Source organism: Pseudomonas sp. GT1P32, assembly GCF_054897805.1.
Genome location: NZ_CM142704.1, coordinates 1,841,100 through 1,864,519, shown reverse-complemented (window position 1 = coordinate 1,864,519; position 23,420 = coordinate 1,841,100). Strand labels below are relative to the sequence as shown.

Genomic DNA, 23,420 nt, shown 5'->3' with positions numbered 1-23,420 from the left:
GTTCCTCGTGCTGTGGAGCGGCGTTCGTCGACAACCGCAAAGCGGATCAACGCACGCGAAATTCTGGAGGGGCGTAAACAACATCGACCAGCAGAGCTGGCCGATGCTTGTAACGATCAGCCGTAATTAAACGACTGGAGCACGCCAGTCATCGGAACCCGAAGTACCGGATACTTCGTGGGTCCAGGTGATTTTGCGGTAGGTGAACTGCACTTCTTCCAGGTGGGTGAAGTGCGAGTTGCCTGGATCCTGGCAGTTGTGCATTTTGTTATTGATGGCGACGATGATCGCGTCTTCCAGTTTGGTGGTGTAGTAGTGCTCTTGAGTACCTTGAGCCGAAGTACGGAACCACTGGATAACGATTTCGCTCATGCGCTCGCCGGAGGTCAGAGCCGCTTGCAGCAGTGGCGAAGCCTTGTCGTAGACCTTGGTGATCACGACTGGCTTGTGTACGCGCTGACCGGTCGGTTGGCCGGATTGCGGATCACGCGGGATGATCACGTCGTGGCTGAAAGCCTGAACCATGACCTGGTCTTCGTGGCCTTCCTGGTAGGTGTTGCCAACGGAGTCGGCAGTGAAGGCGCCGGCAGTGATCAGGCCTTGTTTTTCGCCAGTGACGGACATGTACGCTGGTGTTGCCATGGATGCTCTCCTTGCTGAATAAATAAAGGTGCCCGGGAGGCGGTATCGCCCGGTGGGTGCATGACTGTTATCAAGGTCCGTGCCACAAACGATAAAAGTTATATAAAACAAAGCTTTGAGAGGGTTTGGCTACTGTTTTTGAAACGCCGCGCAAGGATCTACGCGTAATGTGCGCAAGAACTTGCGCAGCACTGCGCAACTTCTTGCGCACTCGGCTGGAGGCCCTGATTGGCTGGGTGTCCAGCAGTGAAACTGGGCGAGTCGGCCGTTCAATTGCGCAACTTCTTGCGCATCAAGGCGGTTAGCCATCACTGAGAGAACCCGTGTAACACGTGCAACGAACAGCGCAGCGAGGTGGTCAAAACTGCGCTGAGATAACCGTACATTTCCCACATTCAAGGAGCGCGACATGAAAATCCTGATGGTTTTGACGTCCCACGATCAATTGGGCAATACCGGTAAGAAAACCGGCTTCTGGCTGGAGGAATTCGCGGCACCGTATTTCGCTTTCAAAGACGCCGGCGCTCAGTTGACGCTGGTTTCGCCCAAGGGTGGCCAGCCACCACTGGACCCCAAAAGCGATGAGCCCGATGCGCAGACCGCCGCGACGGAGCGTTTCCGCAAGGATTCCGCAGCCCAGTCCGCATTGGCGTCCACTGCGTTGCTCGGCAGCGTGCGAGCCGAAGATTACGATGCGGTTTTCTATCCGGGCGGGCATGGCCCGTTGTGGGATCTGGCTGAAGACAAGGTTTCGATCGCATTGATCGAGGCGTTTTACAAGGCGGGTAAACCCGTCGCTTTGGTCTGCCATGCGCCGGGCGTGTTGCGTCACGTCAAGGGCGCGGATGGCCAACCGCTGGTCAAAGGCAAGCGTGTGACTGGCTTCACCAACTCCGAGGAGGAGGCGGTGCAACTGACTAATGTGGTGCCGTTTCTGGTGGAGGACATGCTCCAGGAGAAGGGCGGGATTTATTCCAAGGGGGATGACTGGGCGAGTTATGTGGTGGCCGATGGTCTGCTGCTGACCGGGCAGAATCCGGCGTCGTCCGAGGCGGCGGCTGAAGCGCTGCTGGCGAAGCTGAAATAACCACGAACCTTGTAGGAGCCGGCTTGCCGGCGATAAGGCCCTAAAGAGCAATACAAATCCAAGGGCCCCATCGCCGGCAAGCCGGCTCCTACATGGGTTGATTAACGGAGCGTTGCGAAGCATTCCTCGATCGAACGCCGTTGCGTCTCGGCATACAACCCCAACTCATCGATGGTCGATCGACCCAGGGCTTGCTCGAAGGCTTGCCGGTTCGAATGCTCGCCGTAGTGGGTTTGCGCGGCATCCCCCAGGTTCGACTGAAAAATCCCCGCCGCGCTGACTGGCAGGAAATCTTCGTAAACCAGCGGTTCAACCCGCAAATAGCCGCCGCTGAGCAGATCTTCCAGCGACGAGGATTTAAGCGCCTGCGCTCCCACGCCTTTCTCCGTCACGAAATAGCGAAAGTACGCCAGTTCCTGAAGGCGCATGCCCTCGACGGTGTCAGGGAATTCGCTGAAATGCTGCGTCATCAGCGCGTTATAGCGTGCGGCGTTGCCTTCGTTGGGGAAGTCCCCGAGTTCGTCGCGAGCAGCATTGAGCAAACGGTCATAAAGCGCCCGCCCTTTAGGTGTGAGCGCCGCGCCGCGCTGCTCGATTTCACCGAAACGGGCGCTGTGGCTGCCGCGACTTTCGGCCTGATCGGTGAAGGCGACAGGCTCGTCCAGCGCCTTGAAACTGGTCTGGCGCAACAGGATCGGGCACTGCCGGCGGGGCGGGCCTTCGATCACCGCTTTAGGGGTGATGCCGTGCGCCGGCATTTGCGCCTGCACGATGTCGATGTCCAGCGTGCGCGGCGTCAGGTGGTTGATGTGCGGGCCCTTGAACGCCACCACGTCGGCGATAAGGCGATGCTGGGCGCTGAGTTTCTGGTACTGCTCGGCGGTGACCGTCGCGCTGTGGTGCCAGCGGAAGGTTTCCAGCGCTTGCTCGACGAAGTCCTGGGCCTCGGGCTCGGTGAGGCCACCTTCGGTTTCGGCACGATCAATGAGGTTCAATGCTTTTGGCGTGAAGATCGAGCGCTTATTCAGCACCGATTGCGCAAAGGCGCGCAGCTCCAGGTCTTCGATCAATTCCAGACGCAGCAACGAGGTGAACACTCGAAACGGGCTGACCTGCAGTGCGGCTTCATGCACCGCGCGGAACGCCGTGGAATGCACCGGCACGCCGGCCGGGGTCAGGTCGTAATAGCCGACCGGTTGCATGCCCATCACCGCAAACAGCCGGGCGAGGGTGGCCAGTTCAGCGGCGGTGCCGACGCGGATGGCGCCATGACGCTCCAGGTCCAGACGCTGGATTTCACCGGTGCTGTTCAACTGTCGGGCGATCTGCGGGTCGCTCTCCAGTACATGGCGGTTGGTCTGTTCCACCAGTTCCATCAGCGCGCCGTACAGCGGCACTTCTTCGCGGTACATGTCGGACATCGCTTTGGAGAAGCGTTGGCGGATCAGGTCAGGGCTGACAAAGCTCGGGTGGCTCATGAAAAAATTCCTGGCGCGGTGACGTAAAGGATGCGGAAAAGATCGCAGCCTTCAGCGCCGCCGACAAACGAAGAATCTTACGGACTTCATTCTTCCAAGGACTGCTTGCTCAATGCATCCTCTGGTCTTGAGGGCTTTCCGAGCGCTGGGATGCCAAAAACTCCCGATATAGCCGCGCCGTGCTTCCTGGCTCTTCGACCATCGGCATATGGCCGATGCCGTCCCAGATTTCTACACGCAGATCCTCGATGCCTTTGCTCCAGATCGCCACGCTGCTCACATCGATCAAGCGGTCCTTGCGCCCCCACAGCAGCAGCGCCGGGCACTTGATGTCGGGCAGTTTTGGCTCCATCGGCGGGCTGGCGCGAAAGTCGCTGAAGATTTCTGCCAACTCATCGCGGGACTGTTCATAACGCTGGGCGATGGCGTCCAGCACCACGCCGGGCACCCACGGTGGTTCGGCCATGGTCATGGCGTAGAAGCGCTGGAATTCTTCTCGGGAGTGAATCAGGAACGGGTTGTGCCCCTTGGCCAAGTGGCGTTCCAGGTCACTGATTTCGGGGGCGGTGACACCGGCCGGGTCGATCAGGGCAACCGACGCGATGCGCTCCGGGTAGGTGGCCGCGAGCCAGGCCGCCATGTAACCGCCCATCGAGTTGCCGATCACGTGGACCTTCTCGACGCCGCAGACGTCGAGCAACTGGATCATTCGTTTGGCCTGCAAGGGAATGTCATAACCGCCGCCGGCCTTGAAGCCGGTTTCGCCATGCCCCGCGATGTCGGGAATGATCACCCGGTAGGTGCCGACAAAGTGCCGGGCAAAACGCAGCCAGATGTTCTTGTCGGCGCTGTAGCCGTGGAGCATCAGCACACTGCTTGACGCTTCATAAGGCCCGCCTTGCCAGGTCGAGACGGTCATTTCGGCGATGGGCACGACGATTTTGTGCAGCCGATACAGCTTGGCTTCGGCCGCCATGTTCAAGTCATAGAGCCAATAACCGATGGCCGGGTAGCTTAACCAGCTCCAGGCCGCGAAAACCGCGATAGCGACAACCAACAAAAGCATCAGGCGTCTCCCTTCTCTCTGATCAGGACAGCATGTGATCGGCGGGTTTCAGTGCCCGGGTCAATCGGTGGTAGCTGAAACTGAACCCCGGAAACATGGCAATCACATGACCGCTCTTGCTTTGATACCAACTGTGGCAGCCTCCTGACTTCCAGACAGTGCGTTCCATCTCTCGGTGGATCATTTCAGTGTAGGTACGTTCTGCCTCGGGGCGTACTTCGATGCTGCGCAAACCCTGTTCTTTTAACGTGCGAATGCAGTCGAGGATGTAATTCATCTGCGATTCGATGATGAACAGCGCCGACGTGTGGCCGATGCCGGTGTTGGGACCGGTGACGATAAACAGGTTGGGGAAGTCCGGCAGGCTGGTGCCGAGGTAGGCGCGAGGGTAGGTCGCCCAGAAATCCCTGAGTTGCTTGCCGTTTTTTCCGCTGACCGGGTAGGAAATGACCCCGTCAGTGGCGTCGTAACCGGTGGACCAGACGATCAGGTCCACGTCGATGTGCTGCCCGTCCTGCATGACGATGCCGGTTTCGTCGATGGCGGCAATGCCTTGCTCGCGGCTGTGCAAGGTCACGTTGTCGCGGCCGAGTGCGGGGTACAGGGTGCTTGAAACAATGACCCGTTTGCAGCCGATGGCGTAGTCCGGTGTCAGTTTTCGTCTGAGTTCAGGGTCGGGCACTTGTCGTTTGAGGAAGCGCAGGGCGTGTTGCTGGACCATGCGGATGGCCGGTTTCGAATATTTGAAGGCAATCACCCTGGTTTCGAATTGCCAGTAGATCATCCAGCGCAGCAACTTGTAGGCGGGTTTGAGGCCGAGCAACCAGCGCTGGAAAGGCCCAAAAGTGCGGTCGCCCCGTGGCAGCACCCAGTGCGGTGTGCGCTGGAATACATGCAAATGCGCGACGTCCGGAGCAATCGCCGGAATCACCTGGGCCGCGCTGGCGCCACTGCCAACGATGGCGACGCGTTTATGCCGATAGTCGTAGGCGTGATCCCAATGGTTGGTATGAAAAGTCTTGCCCTGAAAGCGCTCCTGGCCCTCGAAGCGTGGGACGACGGGCTGGCTCAGCGGCCCTGTGGCGTTGATCAGGAACTGCGCGTAGAACGTGCCTTTGCTGGCGGTGTGCACTGCCCAGCGTTTGGCGTCGTCGTCCCATTCGATGCGTTCGACGTTCGCCTCCAGTTCCACCCTGTCGCGCAGGCCGAATTGCTCCACCACGTGCTGCGTGTAGCGATGCAATTCGGCTTGTTCGGCGAACATTTGCGTCCAGCGATAGGGCGCAAAGGACAGCGAGTACAGCGGCGAGGGCACATCGACGGCGGCGCCGGGGTAAGTGTTCTGGCACCAGGTGCCGCCGAAGAAGTCCCGACGTTCCAACAGACGAAAATCATCGATGCCGGCCTTGAGCAAATTGATCGCCGCGCACTGGCCGCCGAAACCGCTGCCGATGATCAACACTTGGAAAGTCTGCATGGGCCTCCTTTTTTCTCGTTATTTGTCTCTTCAGGTATAGCCAAACATTCGGGGCTCGCCTCCTGTCTATACCGCGGTATTCAGACTGCTGGCCGGTGATGGCTATTTGACGTTGCCCTGTTAGACTTCGAGCACACCCGCAACCCCAGGTGTGATCAGGTTCCGTTCAGCGGTACAGAGGCCTTATGGGAAAAACGGGAGGAAAAGGACTTTCACTGGCCAGGAGGCTCTATGCATCGCGAAGCCTGGGGCTAGCCGCGGGACTGGTGTGTGTGGCCGCCGCGATGTACCCGCTTGATCCGCCATTGTGGGTCTGGGCGATGATGCTCTTCAACGGAATCTTCTGGCCACACGTGGCCTACCAATGGGCGCGTCGGGCGACGGTTCCCTACCACGCGGAACACCGTAACCTGCTGGTCGACGCCTTTCTCGGCGGCTTCTGGGTCGCCGCCATGCAATTCAACCCGCTGCCCAGCGCAACCACCATTGCCATGATGGCGATGAACAATGTGGCCATTGGCGGTTTGCGATTCCTGCTGGTGGGCACGGTTGCGCAACTTCTGGGCGTTTGCGTCGGATACTTTCTGTTTGCGCCAGCCTTCATTCCTGAAACCAGTCAACTGCAGCTGTACGCCTGTTTACCTTTGCTGTGTCTGTATCCGTTGGCGCTGGGCTGGATCTGCTTTCGCCAGGCCACCACGCTTGGCCGGCAAAAGCGCGAATTGCTCGCCCTGAGTCGTACCGATAGCCTCACCGGCCTGCTCAACCATGGTGCCTGGAAGGACCAGTTGGAAGTCGAATTCCAGCGCTGTAAACGCCAGAATCGGGGTGGGGCTATTGCGTTGATCGACATCGATCACTTCAAAGCCATCAACGACACCTATGGGCATGTCGCCGGGGATATCGTCTTGCGTCAATTGAGCAAGGTGCTCAAACAGAACCTTCGGGCGACTGACGTGGCCGGCCGCTACGGCGGTGACGAGTTCTGTGTGATTCTCCCGGACGTTGCGCTCGACAGCGCCGCGGCGGCCATGGATGCCCTGCGGGATCGTTTCGCCACCCTCGGTTATGAACAGAACCCGGCGCTGAAGGTCAGCCTGAGCATCGGCCTGGCCGCTTTCACCCCGGCGCACACAGACGCGACGCTCTGGCTCAACGACGCCGATCAGGCGCTCTACCAGGCCAAGACCACCGGCCGCAATCGGGTCATCTGTAGCGGCGACGGCGAACCCCGTCACGAACTGTTCGACCCGGTCTGAAAGCCCGCACAAATACCTTGTAGGAGTCGCGATGCGGCGACCCGACTTGCCGGCGAAGAGGCCGTCAGCTCTTCATTGGCAGTTGCACCGCCATCGCTGGCAAGCCAGCTCCTACAGGGTTTTGCACCGTCCTTGCCGGCGATGGCGTCAGAACGGCTCACACCGCAATTACTCTTTAACGCTCATGAACTCTTCTGCCCAACGGATGTATTCCTCAGGCTGCGTATAGGTATGCGTCAGTTCCGTAGCGCTCAAGTCCGAGGTCTGAGTGAGGATCTGCCGCTGCTCGCGCAGGCTGTCGTAAGTCGCCTTGATCGCCGCAAAGTAAGCGCCATGACCGTCGATGGTGACCCGCACGCCCAGCTCTGCCAGACGTTTGTCGTCGCGCAGCAGCGGGTTGCCGTAGGTGACCAGCATCAGTGGCACGCTCAGGTGTTCGGCGATCTGTTCGAGGTGGTCGAAGTCACGCACGCCCACCATGCAAATCCCGTCCGCACCGGCCTTCTGGTACTGCTGGGTTCGGCTGATGATTTCCTGCACCGGCAGGATGCCCGCGTGGGTGCGGGCGATGATGGCCATTTCCGAGTCGACCCGGGCTTCCAGCGCTGCGCGGATTTTGCCGACACCTTCGGCGACGCCGATCAGGTCGGTGGACTTGCGGCCGAATTGCGCCGGCAGCAGGGTGTCTTCGATGGTCAGGGCGGCGATGCCGGCACGTTCGAGCTCGACGATGGTGCGCATCACGTTAAGGGCGTTGCCGTAGCCGTGGTCGGCGTCGGCGATCACCGGCAATTGGGCGACACGGCCGATGCGAGTGGCCTGCTCGGCGAACTCACTGAGGGTGATCAGGGCAAAGTCGGGTGCGCCCAGCACCTGTAGCGACGCGACGGAACCACCCAGGATCCCCACTTCAAAACCCAGGTCCGCGGCAATGCGTGCCGACATCGGGTCGAAAACCGACGCGGTGTGATAGCAGGTCTTGGAAGCGAACAGTTCACGGAAGTTACGGCGCAAATCTTGATGTGAAAGCCTGGACATATGAGTTCCACCAATGGAATGGAAGGGCTTGAGCAAAAGTGTCAACGCCGAAAAAACAAAAGGCTATCACGCAAAGGGGGGAAGAATGATGACGAATTTGCAGAGCGGGCCTGATCGAAACCGCCATTGAGAGGCGTGAGGTTGCTTCAAGCCGCCGCAGCCTGTTGCTGTTGATTGAGCAGCGGCACTGCGCGTACCGAGTTGCCGGGTTGCAGTTGCAAGCGTTTGGCGGTGAGGCGGTCGACGATCAGGCTGTTGCCCACCCGCCTGGCGGGGGCGGCGGTGATGCGGCAGTTTTCCAGTCGGCGGTTGTGGATCAGCCAGACCGGCGCCTGGTCGTCTGGCGTGCCGATGGCCAGCGATAGCGTCTGGCTGTCGCGCACCGTGCGGATTTTCGACAGCGGTGCTTCGATGACCGGGCCGGCGTCGAAGATGTCGATGTAGCCCTTGTGCGAGAAACCTTCGGCGGTGAGGATTTTCAATGCCGGTTCGGTGTTCGGGTGAGCCTTGCCGATCACGGCCTGGGCCTGTTCGGTGAGCAGGCAGGTATACAGCGGTTGGCGTGGCATCAGTTCGGCAATGAACGATTTGCTGCCCAGCCCCGACAAGTGATCGGCATGGTTGAAATCCATCTTGAAGAAGTGCCGGCCCAGGCTGTCCCAGAATGGCGAGCAGCCTTGCTCGTCGGCGCTGCCACGCAACTCGGCGATGAGCTTCTCGCCGAACAGGTGCGCAAACTCGGCAGCAAACAGCAAGCGCGCCAACGACAACAATCGACCATTGCTGCCGTGGCGTTGATCGTGACGCAGGAACAGGGAGCAAATCTCCGATTGCCCGGTCATTTCGTTGTTCAGGAACAGTGTCGGGATTTGCCGCCGGATGCCCAGGTCCGGTGACGCACTGACTGTCAGCCCCACTCGATAGTTGTACCAGGGCTCACGCAGGCCAACGGCCCCCGTCAGGGCGCTGACACCCACCACTTGCTGATCGTCGTCTTCGAGCACGAACAGGTAGTCGGCATCGGCGCGTTCAACCTGCTCCGCGAAAGTCCGTTGCGCCCAACGCACCCGGTGCGCCAGGCGGTCCTCGCTGGCGGGCAGGGTGGTAAACCCGGGGCCGGCCTGCCGGACCAGCGCCAACAGGGCGGGCAGGTCGGTGATCTGGACCGGACGGACAATCATGATGCAGCTCCTTCTACGCGCAGGCTCGAGCGCTGTCGTTGAGCACCGGACGCGAGGATGCTCACAGCGCGATCACCCGGATCGGGCTGCCGTCGGTGACATTCAGTGCCTCGCACATCTCGGCGCTGAGGACCACGGGTTGCCCGGCGGTGTAGTCCAGATCAGCGACGATGGCGCGATAGTTTCGCAGTGAATCGTTGCTCACCAGGTAGCGTCCGCGGGCATCGATGGTCGAGCCCGGTGTGGCGGTGCCATTCTGGCTTTGCGCGATAGAGCGGATGTTGGCGAGACGTGCATACAGGGTTGGGCCGCCGTCGAACAGGTCGATGTAGCTGTTGGTCTCGAACCCCTCGCGTTCGAGGATATCGAAGGCCTCCTGGCCATCGGGGTGAATACGGCCGATGCAGTCCCGCGCGGCTTGGGGCAGCATCGGCACGTAGATCGGATATTGCGGCATCAGTTCGGCAAGAAATGTCCGGCTCTCCAGCCCGCAAAGCCGCTCGGCCTCGGTGTAGGGCAGGTCGAAGAAGTGTTTGCCCAGTGCATCCCAGAACGGCGACCGTCCTTCTTCATCGCTGAAGCCGACGATTTCGGTGATGACTGCTTCGGCAAAGCGCGGCAGGTGCGCGGCGATGAACATCAGGCGCGCCCGTGACAGCAATTCGGAGGACGGTGTGCGCACCAGTGCCGCATCGATGTGAAACCCGCGCAGCAAGGTATGGCCACTGAGGTCGTGGCACAACGAAAGCGCCGGCACGCCGTGCTCGATGTTCAGCTCCCGCGAGGCGCTGGTGAAATGCCGGTTGCGCAAGCTGTAGAAGGGCTCGCCGAAACCGGCAGTGGCGAGGATTTCCGAACACCCCGCGAGGCGCCGGGTGGTCAGGTCCTCCAGCACGAAGAAGTAGTTTTCCGGGCCATGCTGTTGCACGTTTTTATCGAACGAGGTGCAGGAGTCGAGAATCCGCTCGCGCAAGCGTTCGGTGTCGTCCGGCAGGGACGTCACGCCGACCAGGCTTTCTTGCGCCAGTCGCTGCAACTGGGGCAGGTCGGTTAACTCCACTGGGCGTAAGACCAGCATGGATGCACTCCTGTATCAAAGGGTTCGGCGGTTGGCACGAACCTGACTATCACTGTCGGTTTCCACGCATTGAATCGGCGGTCGCTTGATGCTGTTTGCCAGGCGCCACTCTTTTTCTTTTCCAGTCAGTCGCTGCTTGCCGCAGGCAGCGCCATGCTGACACTGTCGGTCGGGTTTTGGGTGCGGAGGCGGTGGTGCATATTGCTGGAAGCGGGCATCCGGGCTCCTGCTGGATGAGAGTGTTGTTTACATTAGCCGTTGCAGCAGTATTTATGGAACGTTCGCTCCATGTCTAGTGAATTTTTACGCGGTCATTTCGGGCCCCAAAATGGGGCGAAATGCCCGTATGTCGGGGGCTACACCAAAGTCGATCAGCCTTGTAGGTCCTCGCTGACAGGGGTGTCGGAGATAGCTGTTTTTCAAGAGTGACAAGCGTTGGCAAGGGGTAAAACGAAACGCCCCCAATCATGTTTCTTACGGCACAATTGCACGATTGTTGTCGGCGTGACGCCGTTTTCCTTTCCTTTTACCGAGTGATCCTTCGTGCAGGCGACCCGTTTGACCCTGATGTGCCACGCTCGAACCGTCGCACAGAAATTGGCGCGTTTTCCTACGGATGAGCCGGTGGAGATGGATTGGCAATCGGCAAGAGGTTCGTTGGGTTCCCGACTCAAGAAGGCATCGCGCCTGTTCTGCGGTCCGGAATTGCGGACCCGGCAAACCGCCGGGTTGTTCGCCGATGACGTGGAGATTGTCGAGGCGCTGAGGGATTGTGATTTCGGACTGTGGAAAGGCGCGCGGATCGACGACCTGCAGCGTTCCGAACCCGAGACCTTGCAGGCCTGGCTCGATGATCCGCGTTCGGCGCCTCACGGTGGCGAGTCGGTAGCGCAGCTCGGCGAGCGGGTGGCCGCCTGGCTGAAAACCCTGGAGGCAACACCGGGGCACAGCGTTGCCATCACTCACCCTTTTGTCATTCGCGCGGCGTTGACCCATGTGCTGCAAAGTCCCGCGTTCAATCTGATCGATGTCGAACCGTTGTCAGCCATCGAATTGCGGTTCAATGGTCGCTGGCGCTTACGTGTGTTGGGCACAGACCTTGAGGGAGCGTGTTGATGAAAAAACTGATGGTCATCGGCATCGGTGCCGGCAACCCCGACTACATCACGATGCAGGCCGTGAAGGCTCTGAACCTCGTCGATGTGTTTTTCCTCATGGACAAGGGCCAGAGCAAAGACAAACTGATCGACCTGCGCCGTGAGATTTGCCAGCGCTACATCACTGATCACACCTACCGTTTCGTTGAAGCCCACAGCCCGGAGCGCGAGCGCGGAGAGGTGGACTACAAGGCCAGTGTGGAAGACCTGAACCTTGCCAAGCAGATGACCTTCGAACGGCTGATCAATGAGGAAATGTCCGACGGCCAGTGTGGCGGATTTCTGGTGTGGGGTGATCCGGCGTTGTATGACAGCACCATTCGGATCTTGCAGGCGATTCTGGCGTCCGGCCGCTGCGTCTTCGAGTTCGACGTGATCCCCGGTATCACCAGCGTTCAGGCATTGGCAGCCCAGCATAAAGTGCCGCTGAACCGGATTGGGCGCTCATTCGAAATCACGACGGGCCGCCGGCTGGCGGCAGGGCAGGTGAGTGATGCCGACAGCCTGGTGGTGATGCTCGACGCGGAAGATTCCTACCATCAGGTGGCTGATCAGGAGACAGAGATTTACTGGGGGGCTTACCTGGGGACGCCGGATGAAATCCTCATCAGCGGCAAGCTCAAGGACGTGGCGGATGAGATCGAACGAGTGCGCAAGGCGGCGCGGCTGGCCAATGGGTGGATTATGGATACGTACCTTTTGCGTAAGCCATGAAGCCGTCTTCGCGGGCAAGCCTCGCTCCTACAAGGAATACATGATCTTTGTAGGAGCGAGGCTTGCCCGCGAAGGGGCCCTCAGACTCACCTCAAATCTTCGCTTCAATCTCCCGCCCAAACCGCTCCCGATACACCGACGGCGGCACGCCGACCACGTTGCGAAACGCCACCCGGAAACTTTCCACCGAGCGATAACCACACTGCTCGGCAATCTGGTCGGTGTTTCTGCTCGTGCTCTCCAGCAATTCACGCGCCCGCGCCAGGCGTTCATGCTGCAACCACGCTTTGGGCGGCATGCCCGTGGCTTCGGTAAACCGACGCAGGAATGTCCGTTCACTCATGGCTGCCTCGCTGGCCAGGTCGCAGACCTCCAGCGGTTCATGCAAACGCTCCCGAACCCACTGCATCACGCGGGAAAGATCGCTGCGCGGCGTAGGACTGACCGGCGTCGGAATGAACTGGGCCTGGCCACCGGTGCGTTGCGGCGACATCACCAGCCGCCGCGCCACCGAGTTGGCCACCTGGGTGCCGAAATCCCGTGCCACCAGATGCAGGCACGCATCGATACCAGCAGCACTGCCTGCCGAAGTGATCAGTTGGCCCGAGTCGACGTAGAGCACGTCAGGGTCCACCAGGATGTTCGGGAAGCGCGCCGCCAGTTCCGAGGTGTAGCGCCAATGCGTGGTGGCACCGTGACCGTCTAGCAAACCGGTCGCTGCCAGGACGAACACGCCCGAGCAGATCGACAGCAACCGCGCCCCTCGCGCATGGGCCTGACGCAGGGCGGTGATCAACGCTTCGGGCACCGCAGCGTTGCGATCACGCCAACCGGGAATGATGATGGTTCGGGCGTCGCCGAGCAGTTCCATGCCGCCATCGGCCAACACCTGAATGCCGCCCATGGCGCGCATCGGGCCCTGATCCACGGCGACGATCCGGTGTTCGTACCACGGGAAATCGAACTCCGGGCGCGCCAGGCCGAAGATCTCCACGGCGATGCCGAATTCGAAGGTGCAGAGGCCGTCGTAGGCCAGAATCGCGACTAATCCAGGGCTGGGCTGCATTTGGCGGAAAGTTCCCGGTAGGTGTCTTGTGCGCCACTTTAGCCGCAAGCGCACGGCGGATAAAGTCTTCTCACACCCACCCAAACGTTGGAGTACCGCTCATGACCAGCCTGGTCCGCAACATTCCCGCCGCCCCATCGGCCATTGCCCTGATGCATTTCAGCAACCGTCTGACCTTTGAGACCGATTGTTCCGACGTCCACGGCAGCCAGCAGGCAGGTGATGTGGATTTCGTGCTGGTGGACGTTCGCGGTCCGCTGGCGTTCGAGCGTGGCCATGTGCCGGGCGCGATCAATCTTCCGGGACGACTGCTGACTGCTGAAGGGTTGGCTGGCTATGCCAAATCCACGCTGTTCGTGGTGTATTGCGCCGGGCCGCATTGCAACGGTGCCAACAAGGCCGCGGTGAAACTGGCGGCGCTGGGTTACCCGGTCAAGGAGATGATCGGCGGAGTGACCGGGTGGCTGGATGAAGGGTTTGAGTTGAGCACTGAGGTGCAACGGCCAGCCACAATCGCAATCGGATGCGAATGCTGAAAAACGCACTTCCGACATGAAACGCATTCCTCTGTAGGAGCTGGCTTGCCAGCGATGGCGGTGGGTCAGTTGGCACATTTATCACCTGAACGGACGCCATCGCCAGCAAGCTGGCTCCTACAAACTTGGGGTGTTCTTGCGATCTTTGGCTACCGCCCACCACTCATCCAGCGCCACCTGCAACCAGTCAAAAACGGCGGCATGGGCGGCGTTGTCCGGTGCTCCCCGTGGCAGCGGCGATTCCTCGGCAAAGTGTGCATTGAGCGTTGCCACCGATTCGGCATCCCACTCCGGATGAAACTGCAAACCCACCCGCGCAGGCCCTGCGCGATACATCTGCTGCTCGCACTGATCGCTGCTGGCCAGTAGCTGCGCGCCGGGCGGCAAGTCGATGGCGTCTTCGTGCCATTCCAGCACCTTCAATACCTGGCCATCGGCAAAGCGCACTGGCGTCCAGCCGGTTTCGGTCCGATCCATTCGCCGCACATTTCCGCCCAGACTCAGCGCCAACAACTGCGCCCCCAGACAAATCGCAAACACCGCCGCGCCCTGTTCCAGGCTGCGCGCCAGCCACTGACGTTCAGCCTCCAGCCACGCGGGGCCGGCGTTGGACTCATAGGGCCCGCCCAATAAAACCGCCGGTTCCGCGCTGACTGGCGGCAATTGACCGAGGTCGGCACGGTAGACGTTCAGCGACAATCCCCGGGAGGCAGCCCAGTCGGCAATTGCACCCGGTCCTTCGGCGGGGTGGTGCTGGATCAGGTTCAAGGTGCGAATCTCATCGTTCATTCAGCTCGCCTTTTCTATAAGTATTTGTCGCATATGCACAATTTACGCGCCTGAAGCCGCTCTAGACTGCCCGCCACTTCGGTTTTCTCCAACAAAAAAGCGCTGACCGAACGCTACCAATCGAACGCTGCCAATAAAAGCCTCCGCCCACAGGAGTTATAAATGAAGAAGCTAGTGATGTTCGGTGCCATGGCACTGTCGATGTTGTCCCTGACCGCTGTGGCCGATGACGCCAAGCCGATCCGCATCGGTATCGAAGCCGGTTACCCGCCATTCTCGATGAAAACCCCAGACGGCAAACTCACCGGTTTCGACGTCGATATCGGCGACGCGCTGTGCGAGCAGGCGAAACTGAAATGTACTTGGGTCGAGCAAGAGTTCGACGGCCTGATCCCGGCCCTGAAGGTCAAGAAAATCGACGCGATCCTGTCGTCCATGACCATCACCGACGACCGCAAGAAAAACGTCGATTTCACCATCAAGTACTACCACACCCCGGCGCGCTTCGTGATGAAGGAAGGCACCGACGTCAAAGATCCGCTGACCGAGCTCAAGGGCAAGAAAGTCGGTGTACTGCGCGCCAGTACTCATGACCGCTTCGCCACTGAAGTGCTGCAACCGGCCGGTATTGTCCTGGTGCGTTACGGCTCCCAGCAGGAAGCCAACCTGGACATGGTCTCCGGTCGCCTCGACGCGATGCTGGCCGACTCGGTCAACCTCGACGACGGTTTCCTGAAAACCGACGCGGGCAAGGGCTTCGCTTTTGTGGGTCCAACCTACGAAGACGCCAAGTACTTCGGCGGCGGCGCCGGTATCGCTGTGCGCAAGGGTGATCAAGAGCTGGCGGACAAATTCAACACCGCCATCACTGAAATCCGTGCCAACGGCAAGTACAAGCAAGTGCAGGACAAGTACTTCAATTTTGATGTTTACGGCGAGTAATCCAGCCGTATAAGAAAGTGGCAACCGTGAAGGCGGTTGCCACTTTTTTTATGTGCCGGTGTTTTTTTTGCCAACATATTTCCCTGTAGGAGCTGGCTTGCCAGCGATGACGGCCGCACATTCAACATCAATGTGACTGTTGGATCGCCTTCGCCGGCAAGCCAGCTCCTACAGGTTTCGTGATCCTGAGCGTCGGTTTCGACAGGAGTTTTTATGCAACGCATCGACCACCCATTGCCCTGGAGCCACCTGGGCTCCGAACGCACCCTCAGCGTATTTCGTTACGGCAGGGGCTCGCGCAAGGTCTACATCCAGGCCAGCCTGCACGCGGACGAGCTGCCGGGCATGCGCACGGCGTGGGAGCTGAAAAAACGCCTGGCCGAACTCGAAGCCCAAGGTCAGTTGCAAGGCGTGATCGAGTTGGTTCCCGTGGCCAATCCCATCGGCCTGGACCAGCACCTGCAAGGCAGTCACATGGGCCGTTTCGAACTCGGCAGTGGCAAGAATTTCAACCGCTCGTTCGTTGAACTGAGCGCGCCGGTCGGTGAGCTGATCGGCGATCAGTTAGGCGCCGATGCCCAGGCCAACATCGCGTTGATTCGTCAGGCTATGGGCCAGGTTCTCGACGGTTTGCCTGCACCGAAGTCGCAGCTGGAAGCTATGCATCGCTTGCTGCTGCGCCATGCTTGCGATGCCGATATCACCCTCGATCTGCATTGCGATTTCGAAGCGGCGATTCATATTTATGCGCTGCCGCAACACTGGTCGCAATTGAAGTCCCTGGCGGCTCGACTGAAGGCGGGCGTTGCGCTGCTGTGTGAGGATTCCGGTGGCAGTTCTTTCGATGAATCCTGTTCTTCGCCATGGTTGCGCCTGGCCAGGGCATTCCCCGAGGCGGCGATTCCACCGGCCAACCTGGCGACAACGCTGGAGCTGGGCAGCATGGGCGATACCCGGGTCGATCAGGCTCAGGCCCATTGCGAGGCCATTCTCGGCTTCCTTGCCGAACAGGGTTTTATCAAAGGCACCTGGCCGGCGGCACCGAGTGAATGTTGTGAAGGCATGCCGTTTGAAGGCACGGAATATCTGTTTGCGCCGCATCATGGCGTGGTCAGTTTCCTGCGCGATGCGGGTGAATGGGTCGAGAAAGGCGATGCGCTGTTTGAAGTGGTCGACCCGTTGAGCGACCGGGTGACCACCGTGCGCGCCGGCACCAGTGGCGTGTTGTTCGCGATTGATCGCGGGCGGTATACGCAACCGGGGACGTGGCAGGCGAAAGTCGCGGGGCGCGAGGCGATCCGGGCCGGAAAACTGATCAACGACTAACCGAGAAGGTTTCGGTGCTGCATAGGGCCTCTTCGCGAGCAGGCTCGCTCCCACAGTTGAAATGCATTCCCCTGTGGGAGCGAGCCTGCTCGCGAAGAGGCCATATGCAGCACCAAAATCCCCCGGCTGAGTTCACAGTGTTAGGCTCAACCCCGAATCCTGCGCTCTGTGAAGGAAGGTTTATGTTGAAGGTTCTCGCTCTGCTGACACTCCTGGCGTCCGCCGTCGTCCACGCTGAAACCCCGCTGCACACCGATCTGCCGCTCAAATACCTGGAACAGGCCAACCCCGAATCGGTCAATCAACCCCTGGTGATTTTCCTCCACGGCTATGGCAGTAACGAACAGGACCTGTTCGGCATCAAGGATGAATTACCTGCCCGATACAACTACCTGTCGGTGCGTGCACCGATCGTAATGGAAGAGGGCAGCTATCAGTGGTTTCGCAAGAAGGGAGAAGGTGCCTACAACGGCGAGACGGACGATCTGAAGGCCGGCGGCCAAGTTTTGCTGGATTTCGTCGCACAGGCCGCGAAGAAATATCACACGGAGCAGAGCAAGGTTTACCTGGTGGGCTTCAGTCAGGGCGCGATCATGTCTTACGAGGTCGCGTTGCGTCATCCCGAGGCCGTGGGCGGGATCGCGGCGTTGAGCGGGCGAATCTTGCCGGTGCTCAAGTCCGAGCTCAAACCCGATGAAAAACTTCAGAAACTGGCGATTTTCATCGGGCATGGCACGGCGGACAAACGCCTTCCCTTCAACGACGGCACCGAGGCGAACAGCCTGTTGCAGAGCCTGTCACTCAAGCCTGAATTTCATGCCTACCCAGGCGTTGGCCACAACATCAGTGCCGCCGAAATGCAGGATTTGAGCGCCTGGTTGCAGCGCCTCAACCCCTGAGCCTTACTTGCCGCTGACGATCTGTTTAACCAGCGCTTCGTGGCCGGCATTGTCGCTGAGACGGGAAATCACCTGAACCAGCGCCATGCGCGTGCCCGAGGCGGCCATCAGCGTGGTATCGAGGGTCTTGCCGCCGCCCTGGGTGGCGATGCTGTCGATCTGCCGCAGACCGAGGCCGGTGCCTTTCTGGGTCAGGCTTTTCTCACTGAGCTTGGTGAAATCCGGCAGTGCCTTGGCTTGTTGAGTGGCGAAGTCGGACGCCGTGGCGTCGAGGAACTCACCGTCGTTGTCCTTGGCGTTGACGCCACCAGGAATGGTGTTTTCAGCGGCAATCACCACGGTTTTCGTGGTTTCGTTGGTGTACATGGTGCCACTTGCACCGGTCGCGTCCGCCGGAAGCGGATTGGCAACGAAGCCCTTGGGCAGGGTGAATTTGAATTTTCCACCCAGCATCGAGACGTTCTGCGCTGGCGCTGCCTCTTTAGCCGCCTGTGCATTCAAAGCCCCCAGGCTGGCAGCCACTGCCAGCAGCAGGACAACGGCTTTTTTACTCAACAGTGACATTCAAAATCTCCAGGGTGGTCTCGCGGTGGGGGGCGATCATCCCATGGAGGTCGTGACGCATTCCAGTGTGGGCTAACGGGCGGTCGGGTTCTGGTGAGCAAACAACTTTTGAACCTCGCGTTTACGGCGAATCAACGTATTTACGAAGGCTTGTTTAACCGCGCTCAGCGTTACTTCATGAAAGCTACAACACCTTGCGTCGTTGCCTACAGGTACGTAAGAATCCGCCGGCTTGTGCGCTTTTGGGGTGGGTTCTATTGTTTTCCGGTCGCTGAAAACACAGTGATCGGGTTTGGTAGCCCGTCGCCCACATAACGCATAGCGTCACCTGATGCTGATCCTTCTTCGGCATTTTTTATGGTGGCCATGCGCAGGGCGCCTTCGGGCGCGCCGGGTTTTCCATGTGGGCCGGTCTACCAACCTTCGTATGGCCGCCACCCTTCGTTTGGTAGCGAGGGTGATGGCTCCAATACCCCATATGGAGCTCCATCTATGCCCAAACCAACACCCAATTCCCCAAACCCGGACCTGTCCGCTCCAGCCCAAAGCGCTGACCAAGAGAAGCTCGAAGAGACCATCAAACTCGCCCTCGACTTTTACGCCAATCCTGCCGCGCACATTGCACTGATCAACGCCACGCCAAGGCAACTCCACAGCATGTTCAGCGTCAACCCGGAACTCGATGTCCAGACCCTGCTCAGCCATGCGTGCGAGTCGCTGGCATCGGCCAATGTCATGGCCATGGATTTGGCGGATCATATGGAGGGGACCCGTCGCAATTCGCTGTTGGGCATTGCGCAAGTCATCATGCTTGGCGAGCTGGCGGTGAACCAGGCACTGGATAAACTCGACGCCGCCGAGTAATAGGGATGCCCGTGGTGAGAGGCTGGCCCTCACCACGGGATTTATGCCGTTACACGTCCCGGCGCGCCGGATAGCTCTCGATCACGTCCAGAAACTCGATCCGACGGTCGCTGGCCAACAGCTCCGGCAACAGTTTTTCGTAGTCCTGGCGATACGGCTTGCTCAGGTGACGCGTGATGAAGTCTTCCTTGCTGCAGTTCCAGGTTTCGTAGAGCACCAGAGTGTTCGGCTCGTCCTGCAACTGGTGGACCCAGGTGTTGACGAAGTCCGGCTCGGCCGACATCTGGTGCACCACGTCCAGCAGGCGCTCCTTTGTTTCGGCGAAGCGTTCCGGTTTGGCTGGCAGGTAAACGATAAACGCGACTTGATCACTCATTTCATCACCTTCGCATGCGGGGAATGGATTACTGCGCCTGGTTTTGCGGGAACAGATTGCGACGGGTTTCTTCGTCGAATTCCGCTTTCAGTACCAGCTTCTCTTTGAGGCCGTGAGCACGTACGGCCGCCGGGCGAGCGCTGATTTCATCGAACAGGCGCTTGACGTTCGGGTACGCCGCCAAACCGTTTTCGCCGAGGATGTACGGCGCGTAATTGGCCCAGCCCCACAGCGCCATGTCGGCGATGCTGTAGGTGTCGCCGGCCAGGTATTGATGGTCGGCCAGGCGCTGATCGAGCACGCGGTAATGACGCTCGACTTCCTTGAGGTAACGGTTTTTTGCGTAGGCCAGGTCTTCCGGGGCGTGGTGCAGGAAGTGCACCGCCTGACCCGAGAACGGCGACAGGCCGGTGGCGATGAACATCAACCAAGACAGCAGTTCGGCCTGGCCGGCAACGGAGGTCGGCAGGAAGCGCTGATGTTTTTGCGCGAGGTGCAACAGGATCGCCTGGGAGTCGAACACGGTGGCGTCGCCATCGACCAGCGCTGGCACTTTGGCGTTCGGGTTGATCGCCAGAAAGGCTGGCTGGTGTTGCTCGCCCTTGAAGGTGTCGACGCCGATCAATTCGTACGGCGTTTGCAGTTCTTCGAGCAGCAGGGCGACTTTCATCGGGTTAGGCGAAGGGTGGAAAAAGAATTTCATGGTGTAGGCCTCAGTCAGTGGTTGGTCAGGAACTGAGGCTGATAATGGGCGAAACCCGTTCGATTGACGTACGGGGTTGTTGTTCTACTCGTTCGAAATAGTTGAACGGGTTGCGGGCTTTGCCACCGGTTTGGCCAACAGGCGCCGGGTGACGCCGAGCATGGCCACGGACACTGCGACGCCCAGGCCAAAGGCCTTCAGGCCCATGCCCGGCAAGGTCAGCGCCAGGACCAGGCAGAACGCGCTGAACGAATACATGCCGGTGGCCGTGGCGCGCAACAAGGCGGCGGTAAACGCCGGGCCACGGGTTTGCTGGGAAAACACCGCCATCACGCTGCCCAGCACCGGGAACACCGCGAGCAGGCCGCTCCAGCGTTCGCCGACGGTGCTGGCGAGCCAGGTGACCGCGAGAGTGAGAAGGGCGCCGGCAATCATGCGCAGCAGCAATTTGTCGGACTTCGGTGCCGGGCCGGAGACGATCGGCTGCACCTTGGGAAACAGGTAAGGCGCCGCCAGCAACGCGGTCGCGGCGGCGATCACCGAGAACACCAGGGACGGTGGAATCACCGACAGCACCACCGCCGCTGTCGCCCAGACCAGCAGCGAAACCGTCAGCGCCCAAGGCCATCCCGCGCGTTGGGCGACCTGTGCGTAGGTTACGCAGAAGGCAATCATCGCGAACATCGCGGATAACGCGGCGGTCGCCGATTGCGCGGCAAACACTTCGCCTTGTTCGATAGCGAGGAAAAACAGAATCGGCCCGACTACCACCGGCAACCCCGACAGCCAACCGGCAACGCTCGGGCCCCAGCGTTTGCCCGCGAGGGAGATCAGTAAGAGAAACCCGGGAATGACCAGCAGTTTGAGCAGCAGCACGTAGGCGCCTCCGACCTGAGTGAAGCGGCAACGTTAGCATTGCGACAATTGGATTGCTCTAGAGATTCAAGGTTTTTGTATACAAAGTTGAAAGCTTGTACGGCAACACTTTATGCGTATAAGTAACAGAATCCATACGCGCTGAATCGAGCCGATGATGACCCGACCACGATCACCTCTGCGTCATACCCTGTGGCTGTTGGTATTGCTGGGCAACCACGCGTTGGCCAATTGGCAGGAGTCTTTGCCTGGCGCCCAAATCGTTGGTACCGGCGAGTTCCGGATGTTCGGTTTCGATATCTACAACGCTCGTCTGTGGAGCGCCGCGCAGCCATTTGCGAGCGACCAGCCGTTCGCCCTGGAGCTGATTTATCACCGCAGGATTTCCCGGGACGATCTGGTCCAGGCCAGCGTCGAAGAAATCAAACGACTGTCGGGCGCATCGGTGAGTGCCGGGCAACTCGCGGCATGGCAGGCGCAGATGCAGCAGGCGTTTGTCGATGTGCAGGCCGGGACCCGACTCATCGGGGTTTACTTGCCGGGGCAGGGCGCACGTTTTTTTGTCGGCCCGCAGTTGCAGTACGAGGTGACGGACCCGGTGTTCGCCCGGGCGTTTTTTGATATCTGGCTCGACCCGCGCACGAGCAATCCCGAGTTGCGGGAGCAGTTGTTGGGCATTGCAAAACCCTGAACATCACCCGCCGTTGCTTTTGCTCTTGTAGGAGCAAGCTTGCTCGCGATGGCAACACCGCGGTGTTCCAGACATTGCGCGTTATCGTTCATCGCGAGCAGGCTCACTCCTACAAGAGCAAAGGCAACTGCGGCGATCTTTGCGTTTTGTCGGTACACCGAAAAGCGCGAAACGTCTAAGCTGCGCCCTCCCGCCTGTTTTCTGGAATGTCTGCGTGAAATTCAGTTTGCCCAAAGTCGCCACTGCGCCGTTTTGTCCGCCGGAAGTGGCGGGCAGCGTTGCCGTTGACCCTCGCGCGTCGTTTTTCAAACGTGCCCTGCGTTTCGCCGGCCCGGGCTTGCTGGTGTCCATCGGCTACATGGACCCGGGCAACTGGGCCACCGCCATCGAGGCCGGTTCGCGGTTTGGATACAGCCTGTTGTTTGTGGTGTTGCTGGCGAGTCTGGCGGGGATGGTGGTGCAGTGTTTGTGCTCGCGTCTGGGCATCGCCACCGGGCGCGATCTGGCGCAGTTGTCCCGCGAGCGCTACAGCACGCGGACCGCACGGACCCAATGGGTGCTGGCGGAAATCTCGATCATCGCCACCGACCTCGCCGAAGTGCTCGGCTGTGCGCTGGCGTTCCATCTGCTGTTGGGCTGTTCGCTGAGTGTCGGCATCGCCCTCACGGCGTTCGACACGCTGCTGGTGCTGGCCCTGCAGAACCGTGGCTTCCGCCGACTGGAAGCGATCATGCTGGTGCTGGTGAGCACCATCGGTGTGTGTTTTTTCGTTGAATTGTTGTTGATCAAGCCTTACTGGCCGGACGTTGCACGGGGTTTCACGCCGTCACTGTCGGCGATCGGCGAGGCGGCGCCGCTGTACCTGGCCATCGGGATTCTCGGGGCCACGGTCATGCCACATAACTTGTACCTGCACACCTCGATCGTACAGACCCGGATGATCGGCAAGGACCTGGCCAGCAAGCAGGACGCGGTGAAACTGGCGCGCATCGACACCATCGGTTCCCTGGCGCTGGCACTGCTGGTGAACGCGGCGATCCTGATCCTCGCGGCCGCGGCCTTCCACAAGACCGGACACACTGACGTGGTGGACATTCAGGACGCCTATCACTTGCTCGACCCGCTGGTGGGCGGCGCGTTGGCCAGCGTGCTGTTCGGCGTCGCGTTGCTGGCGTCCGGTCAAAGTTCGACGTTCACCGGCACCATCGCCGGACAAGTGATCATGGAGGGTTACCTCAACCTGCGGATTCCCTGCTGGCAACGGCGCTTGATTACCCGGGGGCTGGCGTTGATCCCGGCGTTTATCGGTGTGTGGCTGATGGGGGATAACGCGATTGGCAAGCTGCTGGTGTTGAGTCAGGTGGTGCTGAGTTTGCAGTTGCCGTTTGCGTTGTATCCGTTGATTCGCATGACCAACGATCACAAGTTGATGGGGCCGTTTGTGAATCGATTGCCGACGAGGGTGTTGGCGTGGGGGTTGTTTGCGGTGATCAGTGGGGCGAATAGTTGGTTGATCTTCCAGTTTTTTGGGTGACGGGGCTGGCCTCATCGCCGGCAAGCCGGCTCCTACAGGGTTCACCATTTTCTGTAGGAGCCGGCTTGCCGGCGATG

24 protein-coding genes are annotated in these 23,420 nt (G+C 59.9%); 11 read left to right on the top strand and 13 right to left on the bottom strand.

Features of this window, described 5'->3' with window-relative positions; genetic code table 11:
* Positions 1-126: 126 nt before the first annotated feature.
* Positions 127-642, bottom strand: a complete 516-nt coding sequence (locus ACYZUC_RS08430; protein ID WP_007919523.1) for an Hcp family type VI secretion system effector — start codon at positions 640-642, stop codon at positions 127-129.
* 409 nt (positions 643-1,051) lie between these two features.
* Here ACYZUC_RS08430 and ACYZUC_RS08425 point away from each other — a divergent pair, with 409 nt between their 5' ends.
* Entirely contained in the window at positions 1,052-1,729 is a 678-nt protein-coding gene (locus ACYZUC_RS08425) for a type 1 glutamine amidotransferase domain-containing protein (protein WP_461995005.1), read from the top strand.
* A 101-nt stretch (positions 1,730-1,830) separates the two neighbouring features.
* On the opposite strand, the gene hglS is transcribed toward ACYZUC_RS08425, so the two are convergent.
* The 3 genes from hglS to ACYZUC_RS08410 form a co-directional block, all read right to left on the bottom strand.
* A complete protein-coding gene (gene hglS, locus ACYZUC_RS08420) occupies positions 1,831-3,207 on the bottom strand; it encodes a 2-oxoadipate dioxygenase/decarboxylase HglS (protein WP_461995003.1) in 1,377 nt (458 codons plus the stop codon).
* Positions 3,208-3,316: 109 nt separating this feature from the next.
* Positions 3,317-4,273 (bottom strand): alpha/beta fold hydrolase, encoded by a 957-nt coding sequence (locus ACYZUC_RS08415; RefSeq protein WP_461995001.1) that lies wholly within the window; start codon positions 4,271-4,273, stop codon positions 3,317-3,319.
* Between the two features lie 22 nt (positions 4,274-4,295).
* Complete coding sequence (locus ACYZUC_RS08410) at positions 4,296-5,750, bottom strand: flavin-containing monooxygenase (protein WP_226299076.1); 1,455 nt, start codon at positions 5,748-5,750, stop codon at positions 4,296-4,298.
* Between the two features lie 185 nt (positions 5,751-5,935).
* Between ACYZUC_RS08410 and ACYZUC_RS08405 the strand changes: the two genes are divergently transcribed.
* Positions 5,936-7,009 carry a diguanylate cyclase gene (locus ACYZUC_RS08405; RefSeq protein WP_461994999.1) on the top strand — a complete coding sequence of 358 codons (1,074 nt, stop codon included), beginning with the start codon at positions 5,936-5,938 and terminating at the stop codon, positions 7,007-7,009.
* A 168-nt stretch (positions 7,010-7,177) separates the two neighbouring features.
* Here the strand turns inward: ACYZUC_RS08405 and ACYZUC_RS08400 are convergent, their stop codons facing one another.
* From ACYZUC_RS08400 to ACYZUC_RS08390, 3 genes are all read right to left on the bottom strand, one after another.
* Entirely contained in the window at positions 7,178-8,047 is an 870-nt protein-coding gene (locus tag ACYZUC_RS08400; protein ID WP_008026744.1) for an isocitrate lyase/PEP mutase family protein, read from the bottom strand.
* Between the two features lie 146 nt (positions 8,048-8,193).
* The gene (gene astA / locus ACYZUC_RS08395; RefSeq protein WP_461994997.1) at positions 8,194-9,228 is read right to left on the bottom strand and encodes an arginine N-succinyltransferase; all 1,035 of its coding nucleotides are present in this window, start codon (positions 9,226-9,228) and stop codon (positions 8,194-8,196) included.
* 61 nt (positions 9,229-9,289) lie between these two features.
* Entirely contained in the window at positions 9,290-10,306 is a 1,017-nt protein-coding gene (locus tag ACYZUC_RS08390; RefSeq protein WP_461994995.1) for an arginine N-succinyltransferase, read from the bottom strand.
* 543 nt (positions 10,307-10,849) lie between these two features.
* On the opposite strand from ACYZUC_RS08390, the gene ACYZUC_RS08385 reads away from it, so the two are divergent.
* Both ACYZUC_RS08385 and cobF read left to right on the top strand, forming a co-directional pair.
* Entirely contained in the window at positions 10,850-11,422 is a 573-nt protein-coding gene (locus ACYZUC_RS08385; RefSeq protein WP_461994993.1) for a histidine phosphatase family protein, read from the top strand.
* Positions 11,422-12,177, top strand: a complete 756-nt coding sequence (gene cobF / locus ACYZUC_RS08380; protein ID WP_223415183.1) for a precorrin-6A synthase (deacetylating) — start codon at positions 11,422-11,424, stop codon at positions 12,175-12,177. The genes ACYZUC_RS08385 and cobF overlap by 1 nt, the downstream gene beginning before the upstream one ends.
* A 91-nt stretch (positions 12,178-12,268) precedes the next feature.
* Here the strand turns inward: cobF and ftrA are convergent, their stop codons facing one another.
* Positions 12,269-13,243: a transcriptional regulator FtrA gene (ftrA, locus tag ACYZUC_RS08375; protein WP_461994991.1), complete on the bottom strand. Its 975-nt coding sequence runs from the start codon at positions 13,241-13,243 to the stop codon at positions 12,269-12,271.
* Between the two features lie 101 nt (positions 13,244-13,344).
* Here ftrA and ACYZUC_RS08370 point away from each other — a divergent pair, with 101 nt between their 5' ends.
* Positions 13,345-13,779, top strand: a complete 435-nt coding sequence (locus ACYZUC_RS08370; RefSeq protein WP_461994989.1) for a rhodanese-like domain-containing protein — start codon at positions 13,345-13,347, stop codon at positions 13,777-13,779.
* Positions 13,780-13,896: 117 nt separating this feature from the next.
* On the opposite strand, the gene ACYZUC_RS08365 is transcribed toward ACYZUC_RS08370, so the two are convergent.
* A complete protein-coding gene (locus ACYZUC_RS08365; RefSeq protein ID WP_461996685.1) occupies positions 13,897-14,556 on the bottom strand; it encodes a type 1 glutamine amidotransferase in 660 nt (219 codons plus the stop codon).
* Positions 14,557-14,730: 174 nt separating this feature from the next.
* Between ACYZUC_RS08365 and ACYZUC_RS08360 the strand changes: the two genes are divergently transcribed.
* The 3 genes from ACYZUC_RS08360 to ACYZUC_RS08350 all read left to right on the top strand — a co-directional run bounded on the left by ACYZUC_RS08360 (position 14,731) and on the right by ACYZUC_RS08350 (position 17,735).
* Entirely contained in the window at positions 14,731-15,510 is a 780-nt protein-coding gene (locus ACYZUC_RS08360; protein ID WP_461994988.1) for an ABC transporter substrate-binding protein, read from the top strand.
* 213 nt (positions 15,511-15,723) lie between these two features.
* A complete protein-coding gene (locus ACYZUC_RS08355; protein ID WP_461994986.1) occupies positions 15,724-16,836 on the top strand; it encodes a succinylglutamate desuccinylase/aspartoacylase family protein in 1,113 nt (370 codons plus the stop codon).
* Positions 16,837-17,018: 182 nt separating this feature from the next.
* Positions 17,019-17,735 (top strand): alpha/beta hydrolase, encoded by a 717-nt coding sequence (locus ACYZUC_RS08350; protein ID WP_461994984.1) that lies wholly within the window; start codon positions 17,019-17,021, stop codon positions 17,733-17,735.
* A gap of 3 nt (positions 17,736-17,738) precedes the next feature.
* Here ACYZUC_RS08350 and ACYZUC_RS08345 read toward each other — a convergent pair whose 3' ends face one another.
* A complete protein-coding gene (locus ACYZUC_RS08345) occupies positions 17,739-18,299 on the bottom strand; it encodes a DcrB/PsbP domain-containing protein (protein ID WP_461994982.1) in 561 nt (186 codons plus the stop codon).
* Positions 18,300-18,791: 492 nt separating this feature from the next.
* Here ACYZUC_RS08345 and ACYZUC_RS08340 point away from each other — a divergent pair, with 492 nt between their 5' ends.
* Complete coding sequence (locus ACYZUC_RS08340) at positions 18,792-19,163, top strand: DUF6124 family protein (protein WP_461994980.1); 372 nt, start codon at positions 18,792-18,794, stop codon at positions 19,161-19,163.
* A 49-nt stretch (positions 19,164-19,212) separates the two neighbouring features.
* Here the strand turns inward: ACYZUC_RS08340 and ACYZUC_RS08335 are convergent, their stop codons facing one another.
* The 3 genes from ACYZUC_RS08335 to ACYZUC_RS08325 all read right to left on the bottom strand — a co-directional run bounded on the left by ACYZUC_RS08335 (position 19,213) and on the right by ACYZUC_RS08325 (position 21,118).
* Positions 19,213-19,539 carry a putative quinol monooxygenase gene (locus ACYZUC_RS08335; RefSeq protein ID WP_461994978.1) on the bottom strand — a complete coding sequence of 109 codons (327 nt, stop codon included), beginning with the start codon at positions 19,537-19,539 and terminating at the stop codon, positions 19,213-19,215.
* A gap of 28 nt (positions 19,540-19,567) precedes the next feature.
* Complete coding sequence (locus tag ACYZUC_RS08330) at positions 19,568-20,242, bottom strand: glutathione S-transferase family protein (protein WP_008026724.1); 675 nt, start codon at positions 20,240-20,242, stop codon at positions 19,568-19,570.
* A gap of 84 nt (positions 20,243-20,326) precedes the next feature.
* Positions 20,327-21,118: a hypothetical protein gene (locus ACYZUC_RS08325; protein WP_461994976.1), complete on the bottom strand. Its 792-nt coding sequence runs from the start codon at positions 21,116-21,118 to the stop codon at positions 20,327-20,329.
* Positions 21,119-21,275: 157 nt separating this feature from the next.
* Between ACYZUC_RS08325 and ACYZUC_RS08320 the strand changes: the two genes are divergently transcribed.
* Together ACYZUC_RS08320 and ACYZUC_RS08315 are read left to right on the top strand one after the other, a co-directional pair.
* Positions 21,276-21,809, top strand: a complete 534-nt coding sequence (locus ACYZUC_RS08320) for a chalcone isomerase family protein (RefSeq protein ID WP_461994975.1) — start codon at positions 21,276-21,278, stop codon at positions 21,807-21,809.
* Positions 21,810-22,023: 214 nt separating this feature from the next.
* On the top strand, positions 22,024-23,343 hold the full coding sequence (locus ACYZUC_RS08315) for an Nramp family divalent metal transporter (RefSeq protein ID WP_461994974.1): 1,320 nt from the start codon (positions 22,024-22,026) through the stop codon (positions 23,341-23,343).
* Positions 23,344-23,420: the final 77 nt, after the last annotated feature.